The sequence below is a fragment of the Streptomyces sp. SLBN-8D4 genome (assembly GCF_049739545.1).
GTDB lineage: Bacteria > Actinomycetota > Actinomycetes > Streptomycetales > Streptomycetaceae > Streptomyces > Streptomyces canus_C.
In genome coordinates, this window is sequence record NZ_JBMGQC010000001.1 from 2318632 (window position 1) to 2341305 (window position 22674).

At 71.4% G+C, this 22674-nt stretch carries 19 protein-coding genes and 3 pseudogenes; 14 read left to right on the forward strand and 8 right to left on the reverse strand.

The genetic code is table 11. From position 1 onward, the window contains the following. Positions 1-44: 44 nt before the first annotated feature. The 3 genes from RKD20_RS10335 to RKD20_RS10345 form a co-directional block, all read right to left on the reverse strand. Positions 45-1196, reverse strand: coding sequence for a damage-control phosphatase ARMT1 family protein (locus RKD20_RS10335; protein WP_424877470.1), 1152 nt, complete (start codon positions 1194-1196; stop codon positions 45-47). A 25-nt stretch (positions 1197-1221) separates the two neighbouring features. Further along, positions 1222-1872, reverse strand: coding sequence for a ScbR family autoregulator-binding transcription factor (locus RKD20_RS10340; protein WP_424877471.1), 651 nt, complete (start codon positions 1870-1872; stop codon positions 1222-1224). A gap of 70 nt (positions 1873-1942) precedes the next feature. Beyond that, on the reverse strand, positions 1943-2869 hold the full coding sequence (locus tag RKD20_RS10345) for a ScbA/BarX family gamma-butyrolactone biosynthesis protein (protein WP_424877472.1): 927 nt from the start codon (positions 2867-2869) through the stop codon (positions 1943-1945). Positions 2870-3014: 145 nt separating this feature from the next. Between RKD20_RS10345 and RKD20_RS10350 the strand changes: the two genes are divergently transcribed. Then, complete coding sequence (locus RKD20_RS10350; protein WP_424877473.1) at positions 3015-3677, forward strand: ScbR family autoregulator-binding transcription factor; 663 nt, start codon at positions 3015-3017, stop codon at positions 3675-3677. 89 nt (positions 3678-3766) lie between these two features. On the opposite strand, the gene RKD20_RS10355 is transcribed toward RKD20_RS10350, so the two are convergent. Further along, positions 3767-5551: a S8 family peptidase gene (locus RKD20_RS10355; RefSeq protein ID WP_424877474.1), complete on the reverse strand. Its 1785-nt coding sequence runs from the start codon at positions 5549-5551 to the stop codon at positions 3767-3769. A 367-nt stretch (positions 5552-5918) separates the two neighbouring features. Here RKD20_RS10355 and RKD20_RS10360 point away from each other — a divergent pair, with 367 nt between their 5' ends. Continuing rightward, a complete protein-coding gene (locus tag RKD20_RS10360) occupies positions 5919-6857 on the forward strand; it encodes a lytic polysaccharide monooxygenase (protein ID WP_424877475.1) in 939 nt (312 codons plus the stop codon). Between the two features lie 18 nt (positions 6858-6875). Here the strand turns inward: RKD20_RS10360 and RKD20_RS10365 are convergent, their stop codons facing one another. Beyond that, positions 6876-7538, reverse strand: coding sequence for a Tat pathway signal sequence domain protein (locus RKD20_RS10365; protein ID WP_424877476.1), 663 nt, complete (start codon positions 7536-7538; stop codon positions 6876-6878). 661 nt (positions 7539-8199) lie between these two features. Between RKD20_RS10365 and RKD20_RS10370 the strand changes: the two genes are divergently transcribed. Further along, positions 8200-8865, forward strand: a complete 666-nt coding sequence (locus RKD20_RS10370; RefSeq protein ID WP_424877477.1) for a DUF6230 family protein — start codon at positions 8200-8202, stop codon at positions 8863-8865. Beyond that, entirely contained in the window at positions 8865-9410 is a 546-nt protein-coding gene (locus tag RKD20_RS10375) for a DUF6114 domain-containing protein (protein WP_424877478.1), read from the forward strand. The genes RKD20_RS10370 and RKD20_RS10375 overlap by 1 nt, the downstream gene beginning before the upstream one ends. 82 nt (positions 9411-9492) lie before the next feature. On the opposite strand, the pseudogene RKD20_RS10380 reads toward RKD20_RS10375, so the two are convergent. Both RKD20_RS10380 and RKD20_RS10385 read right to left on the reverse strand, forming a co-directional pair. Then, a pseudogene (locus RKD20_RS10380) lies at positions 9493-9834 on the reverse strand (Type 1 glutamine amidotransferase-like domain-containing protein); the annotation flags it as partial. Between the two features lie 35 nt (positions 9835-9869). Continuing rightward, a pseudogene (locus RKD20_RS10385) lies at positions 9870-11006 on the reverse strand (MFS transporter); the annotation flags it as partial. 203 nt (positions 11007-11209) lie between these two features. Between RKD20_RS10385 and RKD20_RS10390 the strand changes: the two are divergent. The 6 genes and pseudogenes from RKD20_RS10390 to RKD20_RS10415 all read left to right on the forward strand — a co-directional run. After that, positions 11210-12220 (forward strand): substrate-binding domain-containing protein, encoded by a 1011-nt coding sequence (locus RKD20_RS10390; protein WP_424877479.1) that lies wholly within the window; start codon positions 11210-11212, stop codon positions 12218-12220. An 81-nt stretch (positions 12221-12301) separates the two neighbouring features. Further along, the gene (locus tag RKD20_RS10395) at positions 12302-14815 is read left to right on the forward strand and encodes a nitrate- and nitrite sensing domain-containing protein (RefSeq protein WP_424877480.1); all 2514 of its coding nucleotides are present in this window, start codon (positions 12302-12304) and stop codon (positions 14813-14815) included. 10 nt (positions 14816-14825) lie between these two features. Then, positions 14826-15248, forward strand: coding sequence for a roadblock/LC7 domain-containing protein (locus RKD20_RS10400; protein WP_030313681.1), 423 nt, complete (start codon positions 14826-14828; stop codon positions 15246-15248). A 1-nt stretch (position 15249) separates the two neighbouring features. Then, entirely contained in the window at positions 15250-15609 is a 360-nt protein-coding gene (locus tag RKD20_RS10405) for a DUF742 domain-containing protein (RefSeq protein WP_020122083.1), read from the forward strand. Next, the gene (locus RKD20_RS10410) at positions 15596-16186 is read left to right on the forward strand and encodes a GTP-binding protein (protein WP_020122084.1); all 591 of its coding nucleotides are present in this window, start codon (positions 15596-15598) and stop codon (positions 16184-16186) included. Before RKD20_RS10405 ends, RKD20_RS10410 begins: the two co-directional genes overlap by 14 nt. A 329-nt stretch (positions 16187-16515) precedes the next feature. Continuing rightward, a pseudogene (locus RKD20_RS10415) lies at positions 16516-16747 on the forward strand (hypothetical protein); the annotation flags it as partial. Between the two features lie 359 nt (positions 16748-17106). Here RKD20_RS10415 and RKD20_RS10420 read toward each other — a convergent pair. Further along, positions 17107-18072, reverse strand: coding sequence for an ABC transporter substrate-binding protein (locus RKD20_RS10420; protein ID WP_424877481.1), 966 nt, complete (start codon positions 18070-18072; stop codon positions 17107-17109). A 366-nt stretch (positions 18073-18438) separates the two neighbouring features. Between RKD20_RS10420 and RKD20_RS10425 the strand changes: the two genes are divergently transcribed. From RKD20_RS10425 to RKD20_RS10440, 4 genes are read left to right on the forward strand one after another with little or no spacing between them, the layout of a single operon-like run. Next, positions 18439-21117 (forward strand): ATP-binding protein, encoded by a 2679-nt coding sequence (locus RKD20_RS10425; protein WP_424877482.1) that lies wholly within the window; start codon positions 18439-18441, stop codon positions 21115-21117. Beyond that, entirely contained in the window at positions 21114-21590 is a 477-nt protein-coding gene (locus RKD20_RS10430) for a roadblock/LC7 domain-containing protein (RefSeq protein WP_007385464.1), read from the forward strand. The genes RKD20_RS10425 and RKD20_RS10430 overlap by 4 nt, the downstream gene beginning before the upstream one ends. Positions 21591-21618: 28 nt before the next feature. Then, positions 21619-22035, forward strand: a complete 417-nt coding sequence (locus tag RKD20_RS10435) for a DUF742 domain-containing protein (protein WP_020122088.1) — start codon at positions 21619-21621, stop codon at positions 22033-22035. Next, positions 22022-22624 carry a GTP-binding protein gene (locus tag RKD20_RS10440; protein ID WP_356014051.1) on the forward strand — a complete coding sequence of 201 codons (603 nt, stop codon included), beginning with the start codon at positions 22022-22024 and terminating at the stop codon, positions 22622-22624. The genes RKD20_RS10435 and RKD20_RS10440 overlap by 14 nt, the downstream gene beginning before the upstream one ends. The last annotated feature ends 50 nt before the right edge of the window (positions 22625-22674 follow it).

Genomic DNA, 22674 nt, shown 5'->3' on the forward strand with positions numbered 1-22674 from the left:
GACGCAGGGCAGCCCACCGGTGCACGTCGGCAGCATAACGCTCCTCAGGGCCGGACCTGGATGAGCGCGTGGGTCCCGCCCGTCCGCCAGCGCCGCCCCTCCGCCTCGTCCAGCGCGGCCACCGTACGCCCGTCGAGACCGGTGACCACATCGGACTTCAGGGTGCGCAGAGCGGCGACCGGTCCCGGGAAGTACGCGGTCGCGTCGGCGAACGGCGTGGTCGGCGCCCACCACCGGTCGCCCACCAGACGCCGGTAGTTGAGGTCTCCCTTCAGGACGGTGAGCGCGGCGCCGCCGAGCTCCGCACGAAGGCCGTCCGGCATGTCCGCGTACGGCAGCGGAGCGCAGGAGAACGCGTGCGCGCGCACCCCGAGGCGCCCGTCGGCCATGGCGTCCCACAGCCGGCGCCCGTACCCGGCGGCCTCGCCCGGTGCCCGCACGAGCCGGCGCAGCGCGTCGACCACATCGGCGGTGGTCGCGTCGGAGACGTAGTAGGGGTACGGCTTCACATGCAGCACGGCCCGCTCGACACGGCCGTGTTCGAGGAGGTGCGCAAGGAGCAGCAGATCGGGGATGAGCTCGCGTCCGGCGTTGTCGGCGATCAGACACAGGGTGCCGACGCCGTCGAGCAGCGCCCAGAGCCGGTCGCTGTCGTCGGCGACCAGGTCCGGCACCGCGTCCCGTCCCTCGGCCTCCCCGTCGGAGAGCCGGAAGCCGAGGTCGGCACGGTTCCCCCACAACGATCCGTGCAGCAGGGCCGCACCCTGCTCCTCGACCGGCAGAGCGGCGAGTTCGTCCAGGGCCGCCAGCTCCTGGTCCGTCTCCGGGGAGTCGAGTTCGGCGAGCTTGGAGGGCCGGAAGGGGTCGATGCCGCGCCAGGGGCCGTCCCCGAACCAGCCGACGGCGTCGAGGAGCCGCCGGTAGAAGTAGCTCTCGGACCAGAGCCACGGCACGTCGAACCAGGACTGCCCGATGTAGCCGCCGATCCCCCACTCGGCCCAGGCCCCGCCGGGAAGCGGCTCGATCACGCCCTTCGTGCAGCTGTCGAGCAGCGCGTCGAGTGCGCGGTGCTGCTCGGGGCCGTAGGGGAACGCCTCCCGCACCTGCCCGATGATCGCGGGGTGCCGCTCGGCGAGCACGCTGTACGGGAAGGAACCGGGTTCGTTGCCGAGGATGACGGCGGCGCCGATAGACATGCATCGACTGTAGCCAGGAACCCGCTCACCCGCTGGTCCGGGACTCCTGCTCCAACTGGCTGACCAGCGCCAGATACCGGGCCCGTCGAGGTACCGGCACCAGCCCCCGGATCATCACGTGCCACATCTCCGCGAGCCGTCGCGGCTGCCGTCCCACCGGCTCCAGATGCGGTCCCACCACCCGTGTCCCGACGAAGAAGCACACCAGCGAGTGCGCCACCGCGTCCACATCGGTGTCCGGGTGGAGGTCGGCCTCCTTGACCGCCCCCAGCAGCTTCCCGGTGGCCAGGTCCAGCCACTCGGTGAACGGGTGCCGCAGCGGCGGCCGCACCTCGACTCCCCCCGTGGCGAGCCGAAGCCCGGCCCGGAGCACGGGCCCCTCGACCGACAGGCGCGCTATCCCGAAAGTGACGCGGACCAGCGCCTCCAGCGAGGTGTACCCCCTGGCGTCCACGTCCCCCGCCAGCTGCCGCGACGCCCGCGACTGGATCTCCATGATCGCGTGCGCGAGGTCGTCCTTCGCCGCGAAGTGGAAGTACAGCGCGCCTTTGGTGACTCGGGCGTGCGCGACGATGTCGCTGAGACTGGTCGATTCATAGCCACGGCGGTCGAACAGATCGGCGGCGGCGGTGATGATCGTCGCTCGGGTCTGTTCAGCGCGTAACTGCCTCGGCATCGACTGCACACTCCTGGTACGGAAAAGAACGGGTCATGCCGTTTGTTTCTAACTCCCTGTACACGATATCTCACCCTGCGACGGCACCCACCAGGCACTCGAAGACCACCGACTCCCCTTGCAACGCGATGACTTGTACGTGGGTGCCGTTCTCCTCGCTCACTTCCGTCCAGACCGGTTCGTCGAGCTCCGCGTACTGGTGAAACGTGGCGTGGAACGACGTCGGCACCCGGCGCTCCCGCCCGCCGTGCGCCCGTACGGTCTGGCGGGCGGCCTCCAGCAGGAGCATGCCCGGGATGTGGTCCAGGGGATGGTCGAAGAAAACAGGATGAGCGGTATCCACGCGCAGCCGCCAGCGGCCGGGGCGTGCGGCGGGCGCAAGGAGGACGTCGGCGGCGAGAGCCCGGCCGACCGTGTCGGCGGGCAGCGACGGTGGCAGCGGCCGCGGCAGCCGCAGGGCACCGACGTCGGCGGTGCGTCCGCCGCGCAGCCGGCGGTAGACGGACTCGTTCGTCCAGGTCACGGCTATGCGGCCGGTCGCGACCCGCTCACCGCCCAGACGTACGGCGGCCTCGTAGCGCAGTGCGGCCGGGCGACCGGCGCGGCGGCGGACCTCCGCGACGGTGATGTCGATGACGGGTTCGGCGGGGACGGTGCCGACGGCCAGGTGTTCCGGGCGGGTGTCGACCCGCAGTTCCCGGAGGACGAACTGGTGGCCGAGCGGGACCTCGTACTCCGCGTGGGCGAGCAGCGCCCCGCACTGGCGGACCGTTTCTGCAACCAACAGCGGCTCGTAGGCCGAGCGGTCCGGGGACACGTGTAACTGATGGGCGCGCGGCCACTGCGCGGTGATGGTGAACCGGTCGGTGTCCGTCCTGGTCCAGCCGGTGAGGAGGATCTCCGCGACGGCCACCCGGTGGACGAACTCCCGGGGTACGGTCGCCGTCAGGGGCCCGGATCCGGGCCGGGCCTGCACGAACTGCCGTAACTCTGGCATGTTTCCCCTCGTTCCTCCGAAGCGATGACGGACGGTGAGGTGCCCGTGCCGGTGAGCGATAGAGTACGAGGGATTCCGGTCTGTTTTCAATGTGACCTGATCGAGACCGGACGAGATCCGAACTCGGCGCATGGGAGGGGTTCTTATGGCGAGACAGGAGCGCGCCATCAGGACACGCAGGACGATCGTGGAGGCCGCGGGCGCCGTCTTCGACGAGCACGGGTACGCCGCGAGCACCATCGCGATGGTGCTGGAACGGGCCGCCGTCACCAAAGGTGCCCTGTACTTCCACTTCTCCTCCAAGGAGTCCCTGGCCCAGGCGGTGCTCGACGAGCAGTTGTCGCTGGGGGCCGTGCCGCCGCACCCGTGCAAGGTGCAGGAGATCGTCGACATGACGTTCGCCTTCGGGCAGCGGCTGCGGACCAACTCCCTTCTGAAGGGGAGCGTGCGGCTGACGGTGGACCAGTGCGCGCCGCCCGGCGTCGATCACACGGGACCGTTCCGGCAGTGGAGCGAGCATCTGGTGGCGATGCTGCAAGAGGCGCGGGCCCAGGGGGAGTTGCTGCCGACGGTCGAGCCGCGGGACACGGCGGATCTGCTGGTCGGGGCGTTCGCCGGAGTGCAGTTGATGTCACGGGCGCTGCACGGGCGGGAGGATCTCGCGCACCGGATCTCCGTCATGTGGGCTCATATGCTGCCCAGCATCGTGGTGCCGGGGCTGCTGGTCGGCCTCGACAGCCGGCCCGACCGCGGGGCACGGGTGCTGGCATCCCTCGGAAGCGACGAGTTGGTGGGCGCCGAGGCCTGATCGGGGACGGCCCTGTCACGGGCGGCACGCAGACGGGCCGGCCGGTGCCCCATCCGCACCGGCCGGCCCATCCGTTCAGGGGAGTTCGCTCAGAGGGTGAGCTTCCAGCCGTTGAGCGTGCCGGTGTCCTGCGACGCCGTGTCCTGGACGCGGAGCTTCCAGGTGCCGTTGGCCGTCTCGGAGGAGGCGTTCACGGTGTAGGTGGTGTTGACGTCGTCCGCGGAGTCCGAGGAACTGGCCGCCTTCAGGCTGTACACCGTGCCGTCCGGGGCGACGAGGCCGATCACCAGGTCACCGCGGTAGGTGTGGGTGATGTCGACGCCGACCTGGAGGGTCGAGGGGGCGTTGCCGCTGCGGCCGCTGACGGCGATGGAGGACTCGATCGCCGAGCCGTTGTCCGGGATGGCGACGGCGGTGGTGCTGGAGAAGGTCGTCCCCGTCGTCGTACCGCCGCCGCTCACGGCCGCCACGGTCTTCGCCGCGTCCGCGAGGCCCGCGCCGCAGCCGCCCGAGCAGGCGCCCGGCAGCGGACGGGCGTTGTTCTTGATGGCGGTCTCGATCTGCGCCGGCGTCAGCGCGGGGTTCGCCGACTTCACCAGCGCGACCAGGCCCGCGATGTGCGGAGTGGCCATGCTGGTGCCCTGGTAGTAGGCGTAGGACTCCGAAGAGGGCGTCGAGGCACCGGAGTTGAGGGTGGACAGGATGCCGTTGGCGGTGCCGGTGCTGGTCTGGCCACCGGGTGCCGAGATGTCCACGAGGGAGCCGTAGTTGGAGTACGAGGCCTTGGCGCCGGAGCGGTTGGTCGCGGCGACCGAGATGATGTTGTTGCAGTTGCCCGGCGAGTGTCCTGAGACGTTCTCGTTGTCGTTGCCGGCGGCCACGACAACGGTCGTACCGCGGCTGACGGCGTTGTTGATGGCGGTCTGGGTCGCCGAGGTGCAGGCGCCGTCGCCACCGAGGCTCATGTTGATGACCTTGGCGACATTGGTGTTGGCGGGCACGCCGGAGACGGTGCCGCCGGACGCCCAGGTGATGGCGTCGATGATGTCGGAGTCGTAGCCGCCGCACTTGCCGAGGACGCGCACCGGGGAGATCTTCGCGCCGTACGCGATGCCCGCGACGCCCTTGCCGTTGTTCGTGACCGCGGCGATGGTGCCGGCGACGTGCGTGCCGTGCCAGGAGGAGCTGGAGGCCGGGATACCCGCGCCGCACGCGCCCGCCGCGTAGTAGTCGCCCGGGTCGGCCGGGTTGCTGTCGCGGCCGTCGCCGTCGACGGAGACCGCGGTGTCGGAGATGAAGTCGTAGCCGCCGACGATGTTCGCGGCGAGGTCGGAGTGGGTGACGTATCCGGTGTCGATGACGGCGACGGTGACCCCGCTGCCGGTCGAAGTCGCCCAGGCGCTCGGCACGTTCATGCCGGCCGTGGACTCGAACAGGTCCCACTGCTTGGCGTACTCGGTGTCGTTCGGGTCGGCCTGCGGCTTGTTCAGGCGGTCCGGTACGACGTAGGCGACCTGCGGGTCGGCCTTGAACTCGGCGACCGCGTCGGCGACTTCGGTCTTGCTGGGGTCGGTGCCCAGGTCGACGAGGGCGGCCCCGGTGCCGAGTCTGCGCTGGAAGTCGGCGTCCTTGGCGGCGGCGTCGGCCTCTGCGGCCTTGTTCGACGTGGCCTCGGCGGCGCCGGACTTGTAGCCGACGATGAGGCGCTCGGCCTGGACGCCGGGGGCGGCCTCGGTGAGCGCGGCCGGAACGGCGGCCGGCCGGCCGGGGGTGTCCTGGGCGACGGCGACGGAGGCCGTACCGACGGAGAGGAGGGCCGCGGAGACGGCGGCGGCGGATATCAGCTTCCGCCGCAGGGAGGGGGACGTACGCAAGGGCTTGCCTTTCGTGGCCGTGCTCCGGGCAGTGCGGAGCAGCAGTCGAATCGCTTCGTCGATGAAGCGGGCGGGGGGTGAAGCCAGGAGCGCGGCGGCCGGCCATACGTGGGGGCGTGACCCGTTCGGGGTTACCTGTGGGTCAGCTGTGGTCGAACGATAGGCAAAGAGCAGGTCATGCGGATACAGGGGAAACCCTTGATCGGGCCGGAAACACCCCCTCTGCGGTGGCCGGTTGAGCAGGGGTGGCCGCTTTGCCCGCGTCTGCGCGCGGCGGCCGAGCCGGTGTGCCGGTGAACGCGCGGGGCCCGCGGCCCGTACTGCACGGAAGCCCGTCGTTCCCGCGCCGCCCGAGGAGGCGTTCCGGATGTTCCGGATGCCCTGGACCACCGCCCGTCGCACCAGTGCGACGGCCGCCGCCGCCCTGACCCCGTTGCTGCTGACCGTGTTCGCGGCGGCGCCCGCACAGGCCCACGGCGCTCCCACCGATCCGGTCAGCCGGGTCTTCGCCTGCTCCCCCGACGGCGACTCCTCGGGCACGCCCGCGTGCCGGGCCGCCGTGGCGGCGAACGGCTCGCCCTTCACGGCCTGGGACAACCTGCGGGTCGCGAACGTGAACGGCCGGGACCGGCAGACGATCCCCGAGGGAAAGCTGTGCAGCGGCGGCCTGCCCGCCTACCAGGGCCTCGACCTGGCCCGCTCCGACTGGCCGGCCACCCGCCTGTCCCCCGGCGCGACCCTGACCATGAAGTACGTCTCGACGATCCCGCACACCGGCACGTTCCGCATGTACCTCACCGAGCCCGGCTACGACCCGTCGAAGCCGCTGAAGTGGTCCGATCTGCCGGAGCAGCCGTTCGCCCAGGTGAAGGACCCGGCGCTGACAGGTGGCGCGTACCGGATCCGGATGACGTTGCCGAAGGACCGCACGGGTCGGCAGGTGCTGTACACGATCTGGCAGAACAGCAGCACGGCGGACACGTACTACTCGTGCTCGGACGTGGTGTTCCCGGCGGCGGCCGGCAAGGACGGGGGCAAGGCGAGCGCCGCCGCGTCGTCGGCCCGTTCGAAGGCGGCGGAGAAGAAACCCGCGCAGAGCCCGACGCCGGCCACTCCCCCCGCTACACCGTCGCCGACACCGTCCGTGGCACGTTCGGCGGGTGCCGCCGTGCCCGACTCCACTCCGGTGGCGGCCGACGCCGATCCCGCCTCCGGACCGTCCGCGCCCATGATGGCGGGCGGCGCCGCCGCGGTGCTGGTGCTCACCGGGGGCGCCGCCCTGGCGCTTCGTCTACGCCGGCGCTGAACTACGCGGTCACGGAGTTCAGTTGACGTAGACCGGCTCGCCGCCCGCGGTCACCGGGCTGTACTTCGCGGTCCAGAAGCCGCTGGCGGGGCACAGCGAGGAACCGGACGTCCGGCTGAACTGCTGGTTGGCGAACTTGATGCTGTTGTCGGTGTTGTCGGCCGTACCGGCCAGGCCGGACGCCGCCTGGTAGACACAGCTGACGCTGCCCAGCAGGGTGCGCAGCACGACGGTGGTCTGGATGGCGGAACCGCTCGCCGGGGTCACGGCCACGGAGCCGTCGGAGGACACGGCCGTGGTGTACGGCAGGTTGTTCACCGTGATGCTGGTGACGCCGAGGACACCGACCACGTTCGAGGAGCAGCCACTGAAGGTCTGCCCGGTCAGGGACTCGGTGGCGGTGCCCGGCGCGGTCGGGTTGCCGCTGACCGTGGCCGTGAAGGTGGAGGCCGTGCAGGTGATCCCGCTGGTGCCCGTCGAGCTGGAGTAGAGGGTCGCGGTGGTACCACTGGCCAAGGAGGCGCTGATGGCGGTGCCCTCGGCGACGGGGGCGCCGCCGACCGAGCCGGTGGTGAGGACCGGGACATCGGCCGCCGCGGCGGGGGCGGACGCGGCCACGGCGACGGGGAGCGCGAAGGCGGCGGCAGCGGCGGTGAGGGAGAGCAGAGAACGCATACGCATGCGGGGTTGCCTCTTTCGTGAGGTGAGGGTGGGGGTGGGGGGCGCGGACGCGCGTCGGCGTCCCGCCGTTGCCGGTCCGTCACGCCTTCTCCGTACGTGACGGACCGGCAACGGCATCAGACCGGTGACCGGCCGGCTGCCCCATGGGGGAGGGTCCGGCCGGGCCGGGTGAGAGAGGGCGAGCCCGGTGCGGCCCGGGGGGATCGGCCGGTTCGGGTGCCGTGGAGGGGCGGACTCGGGCGGTGAAGAACCCGTGAGGGACAGCTGGTCCGGGAACGCGGGCATGTGCCGCCCGACGGCTTGGATCCGGCGCCACGGATCCGAGCGAGCCAGGGAGAGTTGTAGACCTGATCATCCGTCAACGTCAAGGTGTTGAAGGGGAGTTGATCTTCAAACAGCGCTTTTTGTCGCCGCCGGAAGGGTTGTTGATCACGGGGGCCACATAATCGACACCCTTTACTCACAACTTGCTTGACCCACGGGCGTAACCGCCGGTAACTTCCGTGGCGTTACTGCGGAGTACGAGAAAGCCCTTGCAGCCGCCGGGGGTTGGGAGGACACGTGCACCGCAGCCACTGTCCGCGCCAGGACAACAAGCCACTGAAGCCGCACATCCGCACGTGAGCCCCACTTGCGTTGACTATGCCCCTGGGAGCAGCACATGGCCTCGTCCGTCGGCACCACCCCCGAGACCCCTGAAAGCGGTTCCGCACCCGAAGCCCCCGGCAGTTCCGCGAGACGCGGGCGGGTCCGGGGCCGCCGGGCCGCGATCATGGCCGTACCGGCCGTCGCGATCACCGCGGGTCTCGCGATCCTGACCGCCGAGGGTGCTCTGGGTGTCCAGTTCGCCATCTCCGGCATGGCCTTCACGGTCACCGCGGACAGCCTCGACGGCACCGGGTTCGAGCAGTTCGGCGGCCTCGACAACATGGCTGACAACAGCCCGAACGCCGGTGACTCCGGCGGGCAGGTGCTGGTCGTGACCTCCGCCATCAAGAGCGCGACCCTCTCCAAGCTGTGCCAGAGCGTCGACCTGGGCGGCACGAACCTGAAGATCGAGGCGGGCGCCGGGCAGGACAAGGTTCAGGCGACCGATCTGACCACGGACTCGACCGAGATGTTCGGTAATGCCTCCTTCCGCAACATCGAGATCGGCAACGACGCCAGCACCCTCACCAAGGCAGGGGTGAAGGGCCCCATCGGTGTCTTCAGCCAGCAGGCCGACATCGTGCACATCGACGCCCTGCGCCAGACCAACTACGCCACCACGGCAGGCGTGTTCAAGCTGCCCGGCCTCAAGCTCACCTTCAGCAGCAAGGCCTGCTGATGGAGGGTCAGGAGCCGGTGAGCGGGCCCGGGCCGTCGGGCGGACAGCAGCCCGCGGCCCAGCAGGACGCGTTCACCCGCTGGGTGTACGGACGCCCCTTCTTCGGCGGCCTGTGGCTCACCCTGGGCGGCGCGTGGATCCTGTTGACCATGAAGGCCTCGGTGAAGGTCGTCCTGCACGTCGGGATGCAGGGGGTGGCGGGCTACCTCCTGCCGACCCTGATGGTGCTGCTGGGGCTGCTCATCCTCTTCAGCCCCGACCAGCGCCTGTTCTACTCGATCACCGGCGTCCTGATCTCCCTGGGTACCTGGGTCACCTCGAACATGGGCGGCTTCATGGTCGGCCTCCTGCTGGGGGTCCTGGGAAGCGTCATGACCTTCGGCTGGCTGCCCGATCAGGAGCCGCGGGCGAGCCGGCGGGAGCGGCCCGGGTCGGCTCGGCCGGCGACCCAGGACGGCCCTGCGACCCACACAGGACACAACGGCACCGACACCCCCACGGCCCAGACCGTGACGGCCGTCGGAACACCGAGGGCCGCCCAGTAACCCGGACGAGCGGACCGCTCCGGCAGCCGGCTCGCGCATCCGCCTTCCCCCTCCCGGGGCGCGGACCGCGCAGGCACGCCCGTCACACGCCGGGCAGCCTGCGCGGTTCGACGCGTTCCTCGCCCGTCCTGTCGCCGTCGCGCGTGACGAGGTAGGCGCCCTTGCCGGGCACCTCGGTCACGGCCTCGAAGAGTTCGGTGGCGCGGTAGACCAGCGGGCGGCGGCCCGGGTCGCTGTCGCAGTGCCCTCCGTTGCCGTCCGGCAGAAAGCCCAACACATCGGTGAGCGGGCTGAGTTCGGGGCCTGACGAGTCGGTGGTGCCGCCCTCGAACCAGCACAGGGAGCCCGCGCCGACCCCACTGAGCACCACGCCGGACTCCCAGGCCCGGCGCATGATCCGGTCGAGGCCGTGCACCCGCCACACAGGCCGGCCGGCAGGACACCGAGCCCCGCGTACATCACGCGGCGCCCCCACCGTCGTACGCCGTGCGCCCCCGCCGCCCACGAGGCCGCCGCCAGCCCGAGCGACCACGGGGCGAGGGTCAGGCCCGACGGCAACACACCGATGCCCAGGCCCAGTTGGAGCTGAAGCACCACGACGGTCATAAGACCGTTCGTCACCGCGAAGAAGGCCGTGGAGGCCACCAGCGCGGCCGGGAAGGCCCGGTGGGCGAACAACCCCGGCTCCACCAGCGCGGTGCGGCCCGTGGCCGCGACGTGTCGTTGGTGCAGGACGAAGGCGATGAGCACGGCGACGCCCGTCACGATCGTCGCCCAGGAGCGCGGGGAGAGGCCCGAGCCGATCAGGGGGAGGACCACGAGCGCCGTGCCGGTCATCGCCAGCAGCGTGCCGGGGACGTCGAGGGTGGGCCGTACCGGCGCCCGGTCCTCCGGCAGCTCCCGGGCCAAGCGCAGGACCACCAGTGCGAGCGGGACGTTGACCAGGAACACCGCGCGCCACGACGAGCCGAACAGGTCGGCGCGGGTCAGCACCCCGCCGAGTACCGGTCCGCACACGGCCGCGAGGCCCATCACCGGGCCGATGCAGCCCAGGGCTCTGGACATCTCGGGGCCCGCGAACATCGTCTTGATCAGGCCGATGGCCTGGGGGACGATCACCGTCGCCGCGGCTCCCTGCACCGCCCGGAAGGCGATCAGGGCCCCTACGGCGGGGGCCAGGGCGCAGGCGACGGAGGCGAGCGTGAAGGCCGCGACGCCCGCGACGAACAGCCGCCTGCGGCCGAGGATGTCGCCGAGCCGTCCGCCGGTGACGAGCAGCACCGCGAACGGCAGGGTGCAGGCGGCGCCGAACCACTGCACGTCGGACACCGCCCCGCCCAGGTCGGCGTGGATGGCGGGCGCGGCGACCTGGACGACGTTCGCGTCCAGCAGGTTCATGGCCTCGCCGAGCAGCAGCGCGCCGAGCGCGAGCCATCGGGAGGGGTTCAGGTGACGGGTGGTCGTGGTCATGGGACCAGGCTGGGAAGGGGTCCCGCCGGGCGGCCGGCCACCGACGCCGTATCGAGGATTTCTTCCGTCCAGGGGGGCCGGGAAGAGGAAAACGCACACCGGCCGAGGGGTCCGGAACGCGGACATGGCGGGCGGTCTCCTCCGCACACGCACGTGAAGATCATTACGATGCGGAACCGAGAAGTCACTACAAGGGGCTGATCACTTGACTACCGGCGGTCACACGCGGTTGGCTCCTGGCCAGTGAAAGTTCCACGGCCGACGCACCCGCGTTCCGGCCGCACTTTCGCGTTCCGCCTGCCAGGCCGCACAGCGAGGTGCCGCACGCCATGAACACTCCTCCCCCACCTCGGACTTCCTCCAGATCCCTGCGCGTGGCCGCCGTCACCTCCGTCACCCTCCTGCTGCTCGCCGGCTGCTCCGGCGCCGGCGGTGACTCCCGCCTCGGCACGGACGCGGCGCAGAGCGCGGACGGCTCAGGGCTGAAGATCGCCCTGATCACCCACGGCGGCGAGGGCGACGCCTACTGGGAACGCGTGCAGAAGGGGGCCGAGGCCGCAGCCGCGAAGGACGGTGTCGACCTGACGTACGCCAACGACTCCGATCCGGCGGGGCAGGCCCAGCTGGTGCGCGACGCGATCGGCGACCGGGTCGACGGCATCGCGGTGACCCTGGCCAAACCGGCCGCGATGAAGGCCCCGGTGGCCGCGGCACGGGCGGCCGGCATTCCGGTGGTGGGCCTCAACTCCGGTATCGACGCCTGGAAGTCGCAGGGACTGCTGGAGTACTTCGGCCAGGACGAGATCGTGGCCGGCGCCGCCGTCGGCGACAAGCTGAACGCCCTGAAGGTCAAGCACGCGCTGTGCGTCATCCACGAGCGGGGCAATGTCGCCCTGGAGGCGCGCTGCGCCGGAGTGAAGAAGACCTTCGGCGGCGAGACCGAGAACCTGTACGTGGAGGGCACCGACCCCGAGGCCGTGGACACCGTCCTCACGGCCAGGCTGCGACAGAACCCCGGCATCGACGAGGTCGTCACCCTCGGCGCGCAGTTCGCCCTGGACGCCGTGGACTCGGTGAAGGCCGCCGGCAGCAAGGCCCACGTCGCCACCTTCGACCTCAACAACGACCTGGTCAAAGCGGTCCGCGCCGGGGACGTGCAGTTCGCGGTGGACCAGCAGCCGTATCTGCAGGGCTACCTCGCCGTGGACTCGCTGTGGCTGTACCGGACCAACGGCAACATCAGCGGGGGCGGTGTGGCTCCCGTGCTCACCGGGCCCGCGTTCGTCACCCGGACGAACGTCGCCGCGGTCGCGAAGTTCGCCGCCGCGGGCACGCGGTGACCTCCCTCCCGACAACCGCATCCGCCCCGACCATCTCCCCGACCGGCCCACTCCGCTCTCCCTGACCGCCCAAGGACGACCATGCCCGACCGGAAAGGCGCCCGCCGCCGCCTCGGCTCCATACGTCTCTCCCTCATCATGCTGGCGCTGGTGCCGAGCGTGACGCTCGCCGCGATGTGGGGTGTGACGACCACGCAGTTGTTCTCGGAAGGCCTGCGGCTGCGCTCCCAGACCGAGCTGAGCAGGTCGACCGGCGCGATGGGCACCGAGACCACGCTCGCGCTGCAGGGGGAACGCGCGGTGTCCGCCGCCTGGCTGGCCAGGGTCCCCGGATCCCGGACCGCCCTGGACGAGAAGCGGGCGGCCACGGACGCGGCGGTCGCCCAGCTCGTGCGGCGGTCCGAGGAGATCCAGCGGGCGCCCGCGCGCATCGCCGACCAGCTGTACTCCGTTCTCGGCTCGGTGGGCAGCCTGGAGTACTACCGCGACCAGGTGGACCACCCCACCGACATCACCGCCGAGCAGGCCCTCGACCAGTACACGTCGATCATCGACGACCAGATCCACGCCTACCAGCAGCTCTCGCAGGTCGACGACGGCGACCTCACCTCGCAGGCCGGGCCGCTCGTCGCCCTCGAACACGCGGCGGAGCTGACCTCGCAGGAGGATGTGGCGCTCACCCTGGCCTGGCCGTCCGGGCATCTCGACGAGAAGGCCTGGGAGCACTTCGTCCAGCTGGTCAACACACGCCGGTGGCTGGTAGAGGACCAGATCGTGCCCGCCCTGAGCGGCGACGCGAAGACGCAGACCGAGGCGATCCTGTCGAGCGCGGACTGGCGGACCCTGACAGCGGTCGAGGACCAGGTCCTCGCCGCGCGCCCGGCCGACGGCACCGGGCCGGTGGCCCTGCCGAACGCGGGCAAACGGTGGTCGGCCGCGATGGCGAGGGTCTCCGTCCGCTACACCGACCTCATCCGGCAGCAGACCTCGGGGCTGCTGACCCGGAGCGCGGACAAGGCGCACGAGCAGTTGCTGACGGCGGGCTCCCTGAGCGCGGGCGGACTGATCGCGCTGCTGATCTGCCTCGTCATGTCCTGGCGGATCACCCGTTCGCTGTCCCGGCGGCTGCGGGGCCTGCGGGAGGCCACGCTGAGCCTCGCCCAGGAACGGCTGCCGGACGTGGTCGCGCGCCTGGAGCGGGGCGAGAAGGTCGATGTGGACCGGGCCGCACCGGAGTTGGACTACGGCTCGGACGAACTGGGGCAAGTGGCCAAGGCGTTCAACACGGCCCAGCGGACGGCCGTGGTGACCGCCGTCGAACTCGCCGACACCCGGCGGGGGTTCCAGAAGGTGATCCTCGGGATCGCCCGGCAGAGCCAGAACCTGGTCAACCTCCAGCTCAGCCGGCTGGACACCCTGGAACGCGAGCACCAGGACCCGGACGTCCTGTCGGGACTGTACGAACTCGACTCCACGGCCAGCCAGTTGCGGCGGTACGAGGAGAACCTGGTCATCATCAGCGGCGGGCAGCCGCGGCGCAGCTGGACCGAGCCGGTCGCACTGATCGACATCCTGCGCAGTGCGGTGGGCGAGGTCGCCGAGTACCAGCGGGTGGAGGTGCGCACCGAGGAGGAGATCTGCGTGGCCCCGCCCGCGGTGGCGGACGTGATCCATCTGCTGGCCGAACTGATCGAGAACGCCACGCTGTACTCGCCCGCGCCGAGTCCGGTCGGGGTACGGGCCGGGCTGGTCGCCAAGGGGCTGGCCATCGAGGTCGAGGACCGGGGCCTCGGCATGGCGGAGGAGGAATACGCCGCCTTCAACGCCCACTTGGCCCAGGCCCCCAAGTTCGACGTGGTCGCCCTCGCCGACGACCTCCGCCTCGGCATGTTCGTCGTCGCCCGCCTCGCCAACCGCCACGGCATCCAGGTGACCCTGCGCTCCTCGCCGTACGGCGGAACGACGGCGATCGTGCTGATCCCGCACGAGATCGTCGTACGGGAGGAGGACGAGCCGGAGAGCCGGGGCGGGGCGAAGGCAACGGTGACCGCAGGAGCGACGACCGACGAGACGGAACCGGCCGCGGCACCGACGGGCGCCGAGCGCGGGGCGGGCCCGGCAGCAGCCGGGACGGACACCCCGCGCCCGGAGGACCCGGCAGGCGCCACGCAGGCCGGGGACCCGGCAGAGCCGGCGGGTGCGCCGGGCGCGGAGCCGGCGGCCGGAGCGGTGTCCGGTCGGGCGGGCTCCCGGCCGCTCCCGGCGGCGCGCGACACCGCCGCCCCCCGCCCCGACGGGCTCACCCCGCTCCCCCGGCGGGTGCCGCAGACCAGTCTCGCCGTCGAACTGCGCGAGGAGGCCCCGGCCGCTTGCCAGGAGGAGGACGCCGACGAGTTCACCGCGGACCACGCGGCCTCCTCGCTCGCCGGGTTCCAGCGCGGCACCCTCCGCGCCCGGGACGAGGACGACCTCCTCGACACCCCTGAGGACGCGCTCGCGCCCGGGGAAGTGACCACCGCCGACACGAACGGCCGGCCCGGCGCTCCGGAGGCCCCGCCCGTCGCCGCCCGTACTCCCGACACCGATCGCTCATGAAGGACACGCCATGACACGCCCCACCCCCGCCACGCACACCCAGCTGGACCAGCTGCTCACCGGACTCGTGGAGCGGGTCGCCGACGTGACGCAGGCCGTCGTGCTCTCGGAGGACGGGCTGGTCGTCAGCAAGTCCACCGGGTTCCTGCGCGACGACGCCGAGCGGCTGGCGGCGACCGCGTCCGGTCTGATGAGCCTGAGCAAGGGCGTCAGCATGGACTTCCGGGGCGGCCCGGTGCGCCAGGCGCTCATCGAGATGGCCAACAGTTTCCTGATCCTCACCTCCGCGGGGCCCGGCGCCCACCTCGTCGTCCTCACCGGGCCGAACGCCGACGTCGGTGTGGTGGCGTACCAGATGAACATGCTGGTGAAGAAGATCGGCGAGCACCTCAGCGCGGCACCACGGGCCGGCATCGGCCCCACCGGCGGGTGAGGTGACCGACAGTGACGCGGCCGGCCGGCTGGTGCGACCGTTCGCCCTGACCGGCGGACGGACCCGGCCCAGCCGCGCCGACTTCACCCTCATCACGACGGTGACGGCGGTGGACCCGCCGCCGGAGGGGTCCCCCCGGCCGCAGGCCGAGCAGAGCCGCATCCTGCGCCGGTGCGCCCGCCCGGTCGCCGTGGCGGAGCTGGCCGCGCTGCTCGACCTCCCGGTCAGCGTGGTCGTGATCATGCTGTGCGACCTCCTGGAGGCGGGCCTGATCACCGCGCACCCGCCGCGCCCCGTCTCGCCCCGCACCCCGGACCTGGACCTGTTGCAGAAAGTGAGGGAAGGCCTTGGCCGGCTCTGACGCGCTCGCCACCGGGACAGCCGCTCCCGCCGCACCCGACACCGTCAAGATCCTCATCGCCGGGGGCTTCGGGGTCGGCAAGACCACCATGGTCGGGTCGGTCAGCGAGATCACCCCGCTGCGCACGGAGGAACCCCTCACCGTCGCCGGTCTGGGTGTCGACGACCTCGCCGGGATCGAGGAGAAGCGGGCCACCACCGTGGCCATGGACTTCGGCCGGATCACCATCAGCGACGAGCTCGTGCTGTACCTCTTCGGCACCCCGGGCCAGCAGCGGTTCTGGTTCATGTGGAACGACCTCGCCGTCGGGGCCCTCGGCGCGGTCGTCCTGATCGACGTACGGCGCCCGGAGTCGAGCTTCGCCGCCGTGGACTTCTTCGAGCGCCGGCGCATCCCCTTCGTCGTCGCCGTGAACGGTTTCGACGGCCGGCACCCGTACCCGGCCGACGACATCAGGGAGTCCCTGGCCCTCCCGGCGGACGTCCCGGTGGTGCTGTGCGACGCACGGCGGCGCGAGTCGTCCCGGGACGTGCTGATCGCCCTCCTGGACCTGCTGATCGCCGCCGCGGTCGACTAGGACACTCGTCGGGACCGGTCAACTCCTCGTCCGAGGAAGGGATCAGCCGGGCCCGCAGTTCGGGCTCCGGACACCCGGTCCCGACGAGGACGAGGTCCGCCTCGCGCGGCGCCAACTCAAGCTCGGTGAAGTCGTGTTCGCGGTGGTACGGCTTCCTCAGCCGGGTCAGGACCACATACACGCTCCCCCTCGCAGCACGGCCTCGGTCACCGGCTGGGGTCCTCGAACTCCGGCCGGGCCAGCACCTGTCGGAGCCCCACGTGACGTCACCGGCGCCGCTGATGAAGTACGGGCGCCTCCCGGAGGCCGGCTCCGCGTCCAGGCACGAGGCGGGCGTCGGCACGGTACGGCTGCTGCACCGCCTCTGCCGCGTCTACGCGGGCATCGGAATCGCGGTCCCCGTCCTCGGCCATCGCCACCGGAGCCGCGATGGGCGTCCTGGGCGACGCCGGGCCGACCACGTCCATGGCTCTGACGGCCGCGGCCGCGGGAGTTCTCGCCGCCTTCGTCCTTCCCCGGCAGAGCGAAGTCCTCGAGGAGCTGACCGGACAGGGGAGCGTCGTGCCGGTAAGCGACGAAGCCGACGTCGTGACGGTCCTTCCCCGACGGCTGGCTGAAGCCTCGCGACGACGGCGGCCCGGTTGCGGGGCTCGTCCGCCCGCGCGTAGCCGATCCGGATCACCGCGTCCGTCACGCCGTCCGCGGCCTCCAGGGCGGGACTCCTGGCCGTCACCACCGCGGTGATCGGCGGTGGTGACGGCCGCGCCTGGACACTCCTCGAACCCTCGATCGGGCGGGCGTCCGGTACGGGCGCTCCGCTCACGACTCGGCGAGGACGCGGTGGCGGTGGGAGCGGCGGCCCGGGCACGGGCGGAACTGGGAACGTGAGCTGCCCGGCCCGTGCCCTGCGACCGGGTGCGTCAGCCGAGACCGTTCGACTTCAGCCAGGCCTTCGCCACGTCCAGCGGGTCCCCGTTCTCCAGCTGGACCTGGGAGTCCATGGCGAGGAGGGCCTTCGTGTCCAGCTTGGCCGAGACCGCGTTCAGGGCGGCCACGCCCTCCTGGGTGAGACCGGACTTGTAGACCAGCGGGGTCACGTTCGCGAAGCCGAAGAGGTTCTTCGGGTCCTGGAGGACGACGAACTTCTCCTTGGTGATGGTCGGGTCGGTCGTGAAGATGTCCGCGGCCTGCACGGTGTTCTTCTTGAGCGCCGCCTGGGTCAGCGGGCCGCCCGCGTCGAGGGCCTTGAAGGAGTCGAACTTCAGCCCGTACTGGGACTCGAGGCCGAGCAGGCCCTGCTGCCGGGTCTGGAACTCCGGCGAACCGCCGATGACCAGGTCCGGGGCGATGGACTTGAGGTCGGCGAGGGTGGACTCGGTGGTCAGGTTGTACTTCTTCGCGGTGGCCGCGTTGACGGTGACCGAGTCCTTGTCCTCGGCGGGCGCCGAGTTCAGCAGCGTCAGCTTGGAGTCGAGCTTGGCCTTGACTGCCGCGTTCACGCCCTCCGCGGACTCCTGCTTCGCGTCCTTGTCGAGGTAGGCCAGCAGGGAGCCGTTGTACTCGGGCAGGACGGTGATGGAGCCGTTCTTCAGCAGGCCGTAGGTGGTCTCGCGGCTGCCGATGTTGGGCTTGTAGGTGACCTTGACGCCCTTGGCCTTCAGCGCCTCGCCGTAGATGTCGGCGAGCAGGATGCTCTCGGCGAAGTTGTTGGAGCCGACGACGACGGTGTCACCACCGGCGGCGCCTCCGGTGTCCTCGCTCAGCGGGTCGGAGCTGTTGTCGGAGGACCCGCATCCCGCCAGCAGGACCGTGGCGGCGGCGAGCGCGACGGCGGCCACGCCGGGGTTGTTCCTGAGGGACCTGCGGTGTGCGGCGGTAGAAGTCACGATTCCCGTTCCGGAAGTCAGGGGATGCAAGGTGGTCCGGGGCGTTCGAGAAGGGAAGCCCTTGCACTGATCCAATCCAGCCTGTTCTCACTCAGTCAAGACCGGCCTGGTCACAATTGGCGACACCTTGTGGACGGTTGTGAAGGAAAAGCGAAACCGGCACGCGGGGTGCGACTCGGGTTGTAACGGATTCTTGACTCAGGGCGACACCAAGCGCTGTCCGAAGAGGCTGTAGTCTCGCCGCAGTTGGCGCCGGTCACACAGGCGTGCAGGAGCCACTCAGGTGTCCCTACGCACCGTCCCGTAGCGATCATATTCGGTCAGGTCCGCTCGCGCGCCGACCGAGACACCCATGAAGGAGGGCTGGTGTCCACGAACGAGGTGGACGCGTCCACCCGGTCGGCACCGTCGCCGGACCGGAACGGTGCACGCGGCAACCGGGGCCTGCGGGACTTCGCCGAGCGCTGGCCGTTCCGGCGCAAGCTGAACATTCTGGTGGGTGTGCCGCTCGCGGTGGTCGCCGCACTGCTGGCCTATCTCTTCGCCGACCAGGTCGGCCAGTCCGGCGACGCGTCGGACGCGGCCCAACTGGTGCGGGACAGCGCCCAGGTGGCCAAGCTCGTCGGGCAGCTGGAGGCCGAGCACCAGCAGGCCGTCCTGCTCTCCGTGCGCCACCAGTCCAGCTGGAACGGCGCCACCCCCTCGCGGACCGCCTACCGCGAGGCCCAGATCCGCGTGGACAACCAGGTCGAGAAGGTCCGAGCGGTCTTCGGCGGCCGGCTGCCGCAGGAGGAGGCCCAGGCGCTGCGCGAGGTCGACGGACTGGCGGACCTGCGGGGCACCATCGAGCGCTCCTACCTGCCCGCCGACAACATCGACCCGGCCTACAGCGACGCCGCCAAGGGCCTGATCGACGGCCTCGGGCTCGACCGCGACCCGGCCCTCGCCGCCACCTTCACCGGCAACCTGCTCGACTCGCTGCTGCGCGCCGACGCCGCGCACGGTTCCTTCGAGACCGGCGTCTTCTCCGCGACGACCGGCGACTCCAACGCCCTCATCGAGCTGATCGGCGCGATCGGCTCCTACGACGAGTACATCCACCAGGTGGAGCGCTTCGGCCGGTTCGCCACGGCGGAGCAGGCCGAGCAACTCGGCGACATCGAGCACAACACGGCCCAGGCGGCGATCGCCCGGCAGTACGCCGAGCTCCAGATCGACCCCGGCTCGCTGCAGGCGCAGAGCCCGGGCGAGATCAAGCAGGCCTTCCAGACGGCGCTCGACTCCTACCCGGACTACCGCGCCCAGGCCCGCACCCGGCTGAAGACCACCACCTCGCTCATCGACCAGATCGCCGACCGCGCCGACGCCGCCTCCCGGGACGCGCGTACGAACGCGGCCTGGCTGCTCGGATCGGCCCTGCTCGGCTTCGTGCTCTGGCTCGCCTTCTCGGTCGCCGTACGGCGCTCGGTGGTGCGCCCGGTGCAGGCGCTCACCGGTGCCGCCAAGCAGGTCGCCGAGGTGGCGGGCCGTGAGCTGGCCCGTGTGGCCGACGACGACACCGAGGACACCGGGACACCGCTGCTCCAGGAGATGCCGGTCACCGCGAAGGACGAGATCGGCGATCTCGCCGATGTGTTCAACCGGGTGCAGACCACCGCGGTCGCGCTCCTGGAACGCCAGGTGCTCAGCCGCCGCAACGTCGCCGAGATGTTCGGCAACGTGGGCCGCAGGGTCAGCAACCTCACTACCAGGCAGCTGGCCCTGATCGACGCGGTGGAACGCGGCGAGACCGACCCCGCACTCCTCGAACGCCTCTACAGCATCGACCACATCGCCGTGCGTCTGCGACGCAACGCCGACAGCCTGATGTTGCTGGCGGGCATCCGCGAGACGGTCCTCGACTCCGGGCCCCTGGCGCTCACCAACGTCGTCCGCGCCGCGCTCGGCCAGATCGAGGGGTTCCGGCGGGTCTCGCTGCAGGCCGGCACGGAGGTCATGGTCGAGCCGGACATCATCGGCGACCTCACCCTGATGGTGGCCGAACTCGTCGAGAACGCCGTGTCGTTCTCGCCCGCCGGCAGTCCCGTCGAGGTGATCGTCAAGGACAGCCACGAGGGCGCGCTGGTCGTGATCTCCGACCACGGTCTGGGCATGAGCGCCGAGCGCCTGGAGGAGGAGAACGCCCGCCTCATCCGCCGCGAACGCCTCGACCTCGTCCCGACGAAGGTGCTCGGCCTGTTCGTGGTCGGCACCCTGGCCCGCCGCTGGGAGGTGGGCGTCGCCCTCTCCCGCACCCCCGGCGGCGGCGTGACGGCCGAGGTGACGATCCCCTCGTCCCTGCTGCTGACGATGAGCCCGATGGCGGTGGCCTCCACCGCGGCGGACTCCGGCGCGGTGCCAAACACGGCGGAGGATTCCCGTACGGTCTCGGCGGCGGCCACCGCCCCGGGACCGCGCCCGGCACCGGCCTGGGCCTCGGACTCCGGCGCGGACACGACCCCGGCCCCGGAGCCGGTCCCGGCAACAGGTCCTACGGCCGCACGGCCCGAGTCCGTCCAGGAGGCGACCGGGGCCCCGACGGCCCGGGGTACCACCGCCTCGGAGCCCGGCGTCACGGGGGCCGCCGCCGACGGCGATCACGCCCCTCTCCCCCGCCGGGTCCCGCACCGCGACCCGGACCCCGAACCCTCCTCCCCCGCAGCCCCGTTCATCCCGAAGGCCCGCGCCGGCGAGGCACCCGGGGACGGTGACGGAGGCGAGGGCCCCCGGCCCCTGCGTCGCCGGGTCCGCGGTGCCACGCTGCGCACCACCGTCGGCGCCGACGCCGTGCAGAAGACGGCCCCGCCCAAGCCCGCCGACGCGGAGGCCGTACGCGACGCGCTCGACGAGTTCGAGGCGGCCGTGGAGCGCGCCCACCGGGACAGCGAGACCGGCAGCCACACCAGACCGGCGTCCGTCGACGACAAGGCCGACGTGGAAACCCAGCAGACCGCATCCAACCCCCCGCACGAACAGAACCACTCCCCGGAAGGAGCGGAGCAGTGAGCACGTCCACAGGTGACACGCCTACGGAAGGCACCACGCCCGCCGACCTGCAGGCCGCCGCAGCCGACTTCACCTGGCTGCTGAACCGTTTCGCGACGGAGACCGCGGGTGTCGTCGACGCCATCGCCGTGTCCTCCGACGGGCTGCTCATCGCCGTGTCGGAACTGCGCGAGCACGCGGACTCCGAACGCCTGGCCGCGATCGTCTCCGGCATCACCAGCCTGGCCGCCGGAGCCTCCGGCAACTACGGCCTCGGCAGCCTCAACAAGGTCATCATCGACCTGGAGGGCGGCCATGTCCTGGTCTCCGCGATCGGCAGCGGCGCCGTGCTCGGCGTCGTCACCGACAAGGAGGCCAAGCTCGGCAACATCGCGTACGAGATGACGCTGTTCGCGAACCGTGCCGGCAGCGCGCTCAGCCCCCAGCTCGTACTCGAACTGAAGAACAGCGTCGGCACCGCGGCGAAGCGCTGACCGAGCCGATCGAGGAGGAAGCGCAGTCATGGCGGACGGCAGCACGCCTCCGAACCCGGAGCCGGGCGGTCCGGTGCCCGCCGTACGGCCGTTCCTCGTCACCGCCGGCCGGGTGGCACCCGATCCGTCCGGCCGGACGATGCCCGTCGAGACCCAGGTGGTGGCCACCGCCGAGGGACTCGCCGTGCTCGACCGGCTCGCCTTCGAACAGCACGACATCGTCGCCGCGTGCCGCATCCCGCAGTCCATCGCGGAGATCGCGGCGCGGCTGCGGCTGCACCTGAACGTGGTGCGGATCCTCGCCGAGGACCTGCGCACGGCGGGGCAGCTGACGGTGCACGTGCCCGACACCGACGTCACCCACGACGCGTCCGTCCTGCGCAGGCTCATCGACGGCCTGCGTGCCATCCCCGACTCCCGAGGGGTACTCCGTGACACCGACTGAACCGGCCACCCGGCCCTCGGCCGCGCCCTCCGCCGCCGTACGACCGCCGCTGCCGGTCAAAATGGTGATCGCGGGCGGCTTCGGGGTGGGCAAGACCACCGCGGTCGGCTCGATCTCCGAGATCGAGCCGCTGACCACCGAGGCCGCCATCACCGAGGTCGCCGCGGGTGTGGACGACCTCAGCCACACCCCGCGCAAGACCACGACGACGGTCGCGATGGACTTCGGCTGCATCACCGTCGACCCGACCCTGAAGCTGTACCTGTTCGGCACGCCGGGGCAGGAGCGCTTCGGCTTCATGTGGGACGACATCGTCGAGGGCGCGCTCGGCGGTCTGGTCATCGTCGACACCCGCCGCCTCGACGACTGCTACGCCGCGGTCGACTACTTCGAGCACAAGCAGATCCCGTTCGCCGTCGCCGTCAACGCCTTCGACGGCAGGGTCGAGCACACCCTGGACGAGGTCCGCTGGGCCCTGGACGTCAACGACCGCGTCCCGGTGATCGTCTTCGACGCGAGGGAGCGGGGTTCGGTGCGGGACGCGCTGCTGGTCGTCCTGGAACAGGCGCTGGCCCGCACGCAGGCGTGACGAGGGCCGGGGGCGGACTCCCCCGGCCCTCTGCCTGGTTGCTCTGGTTG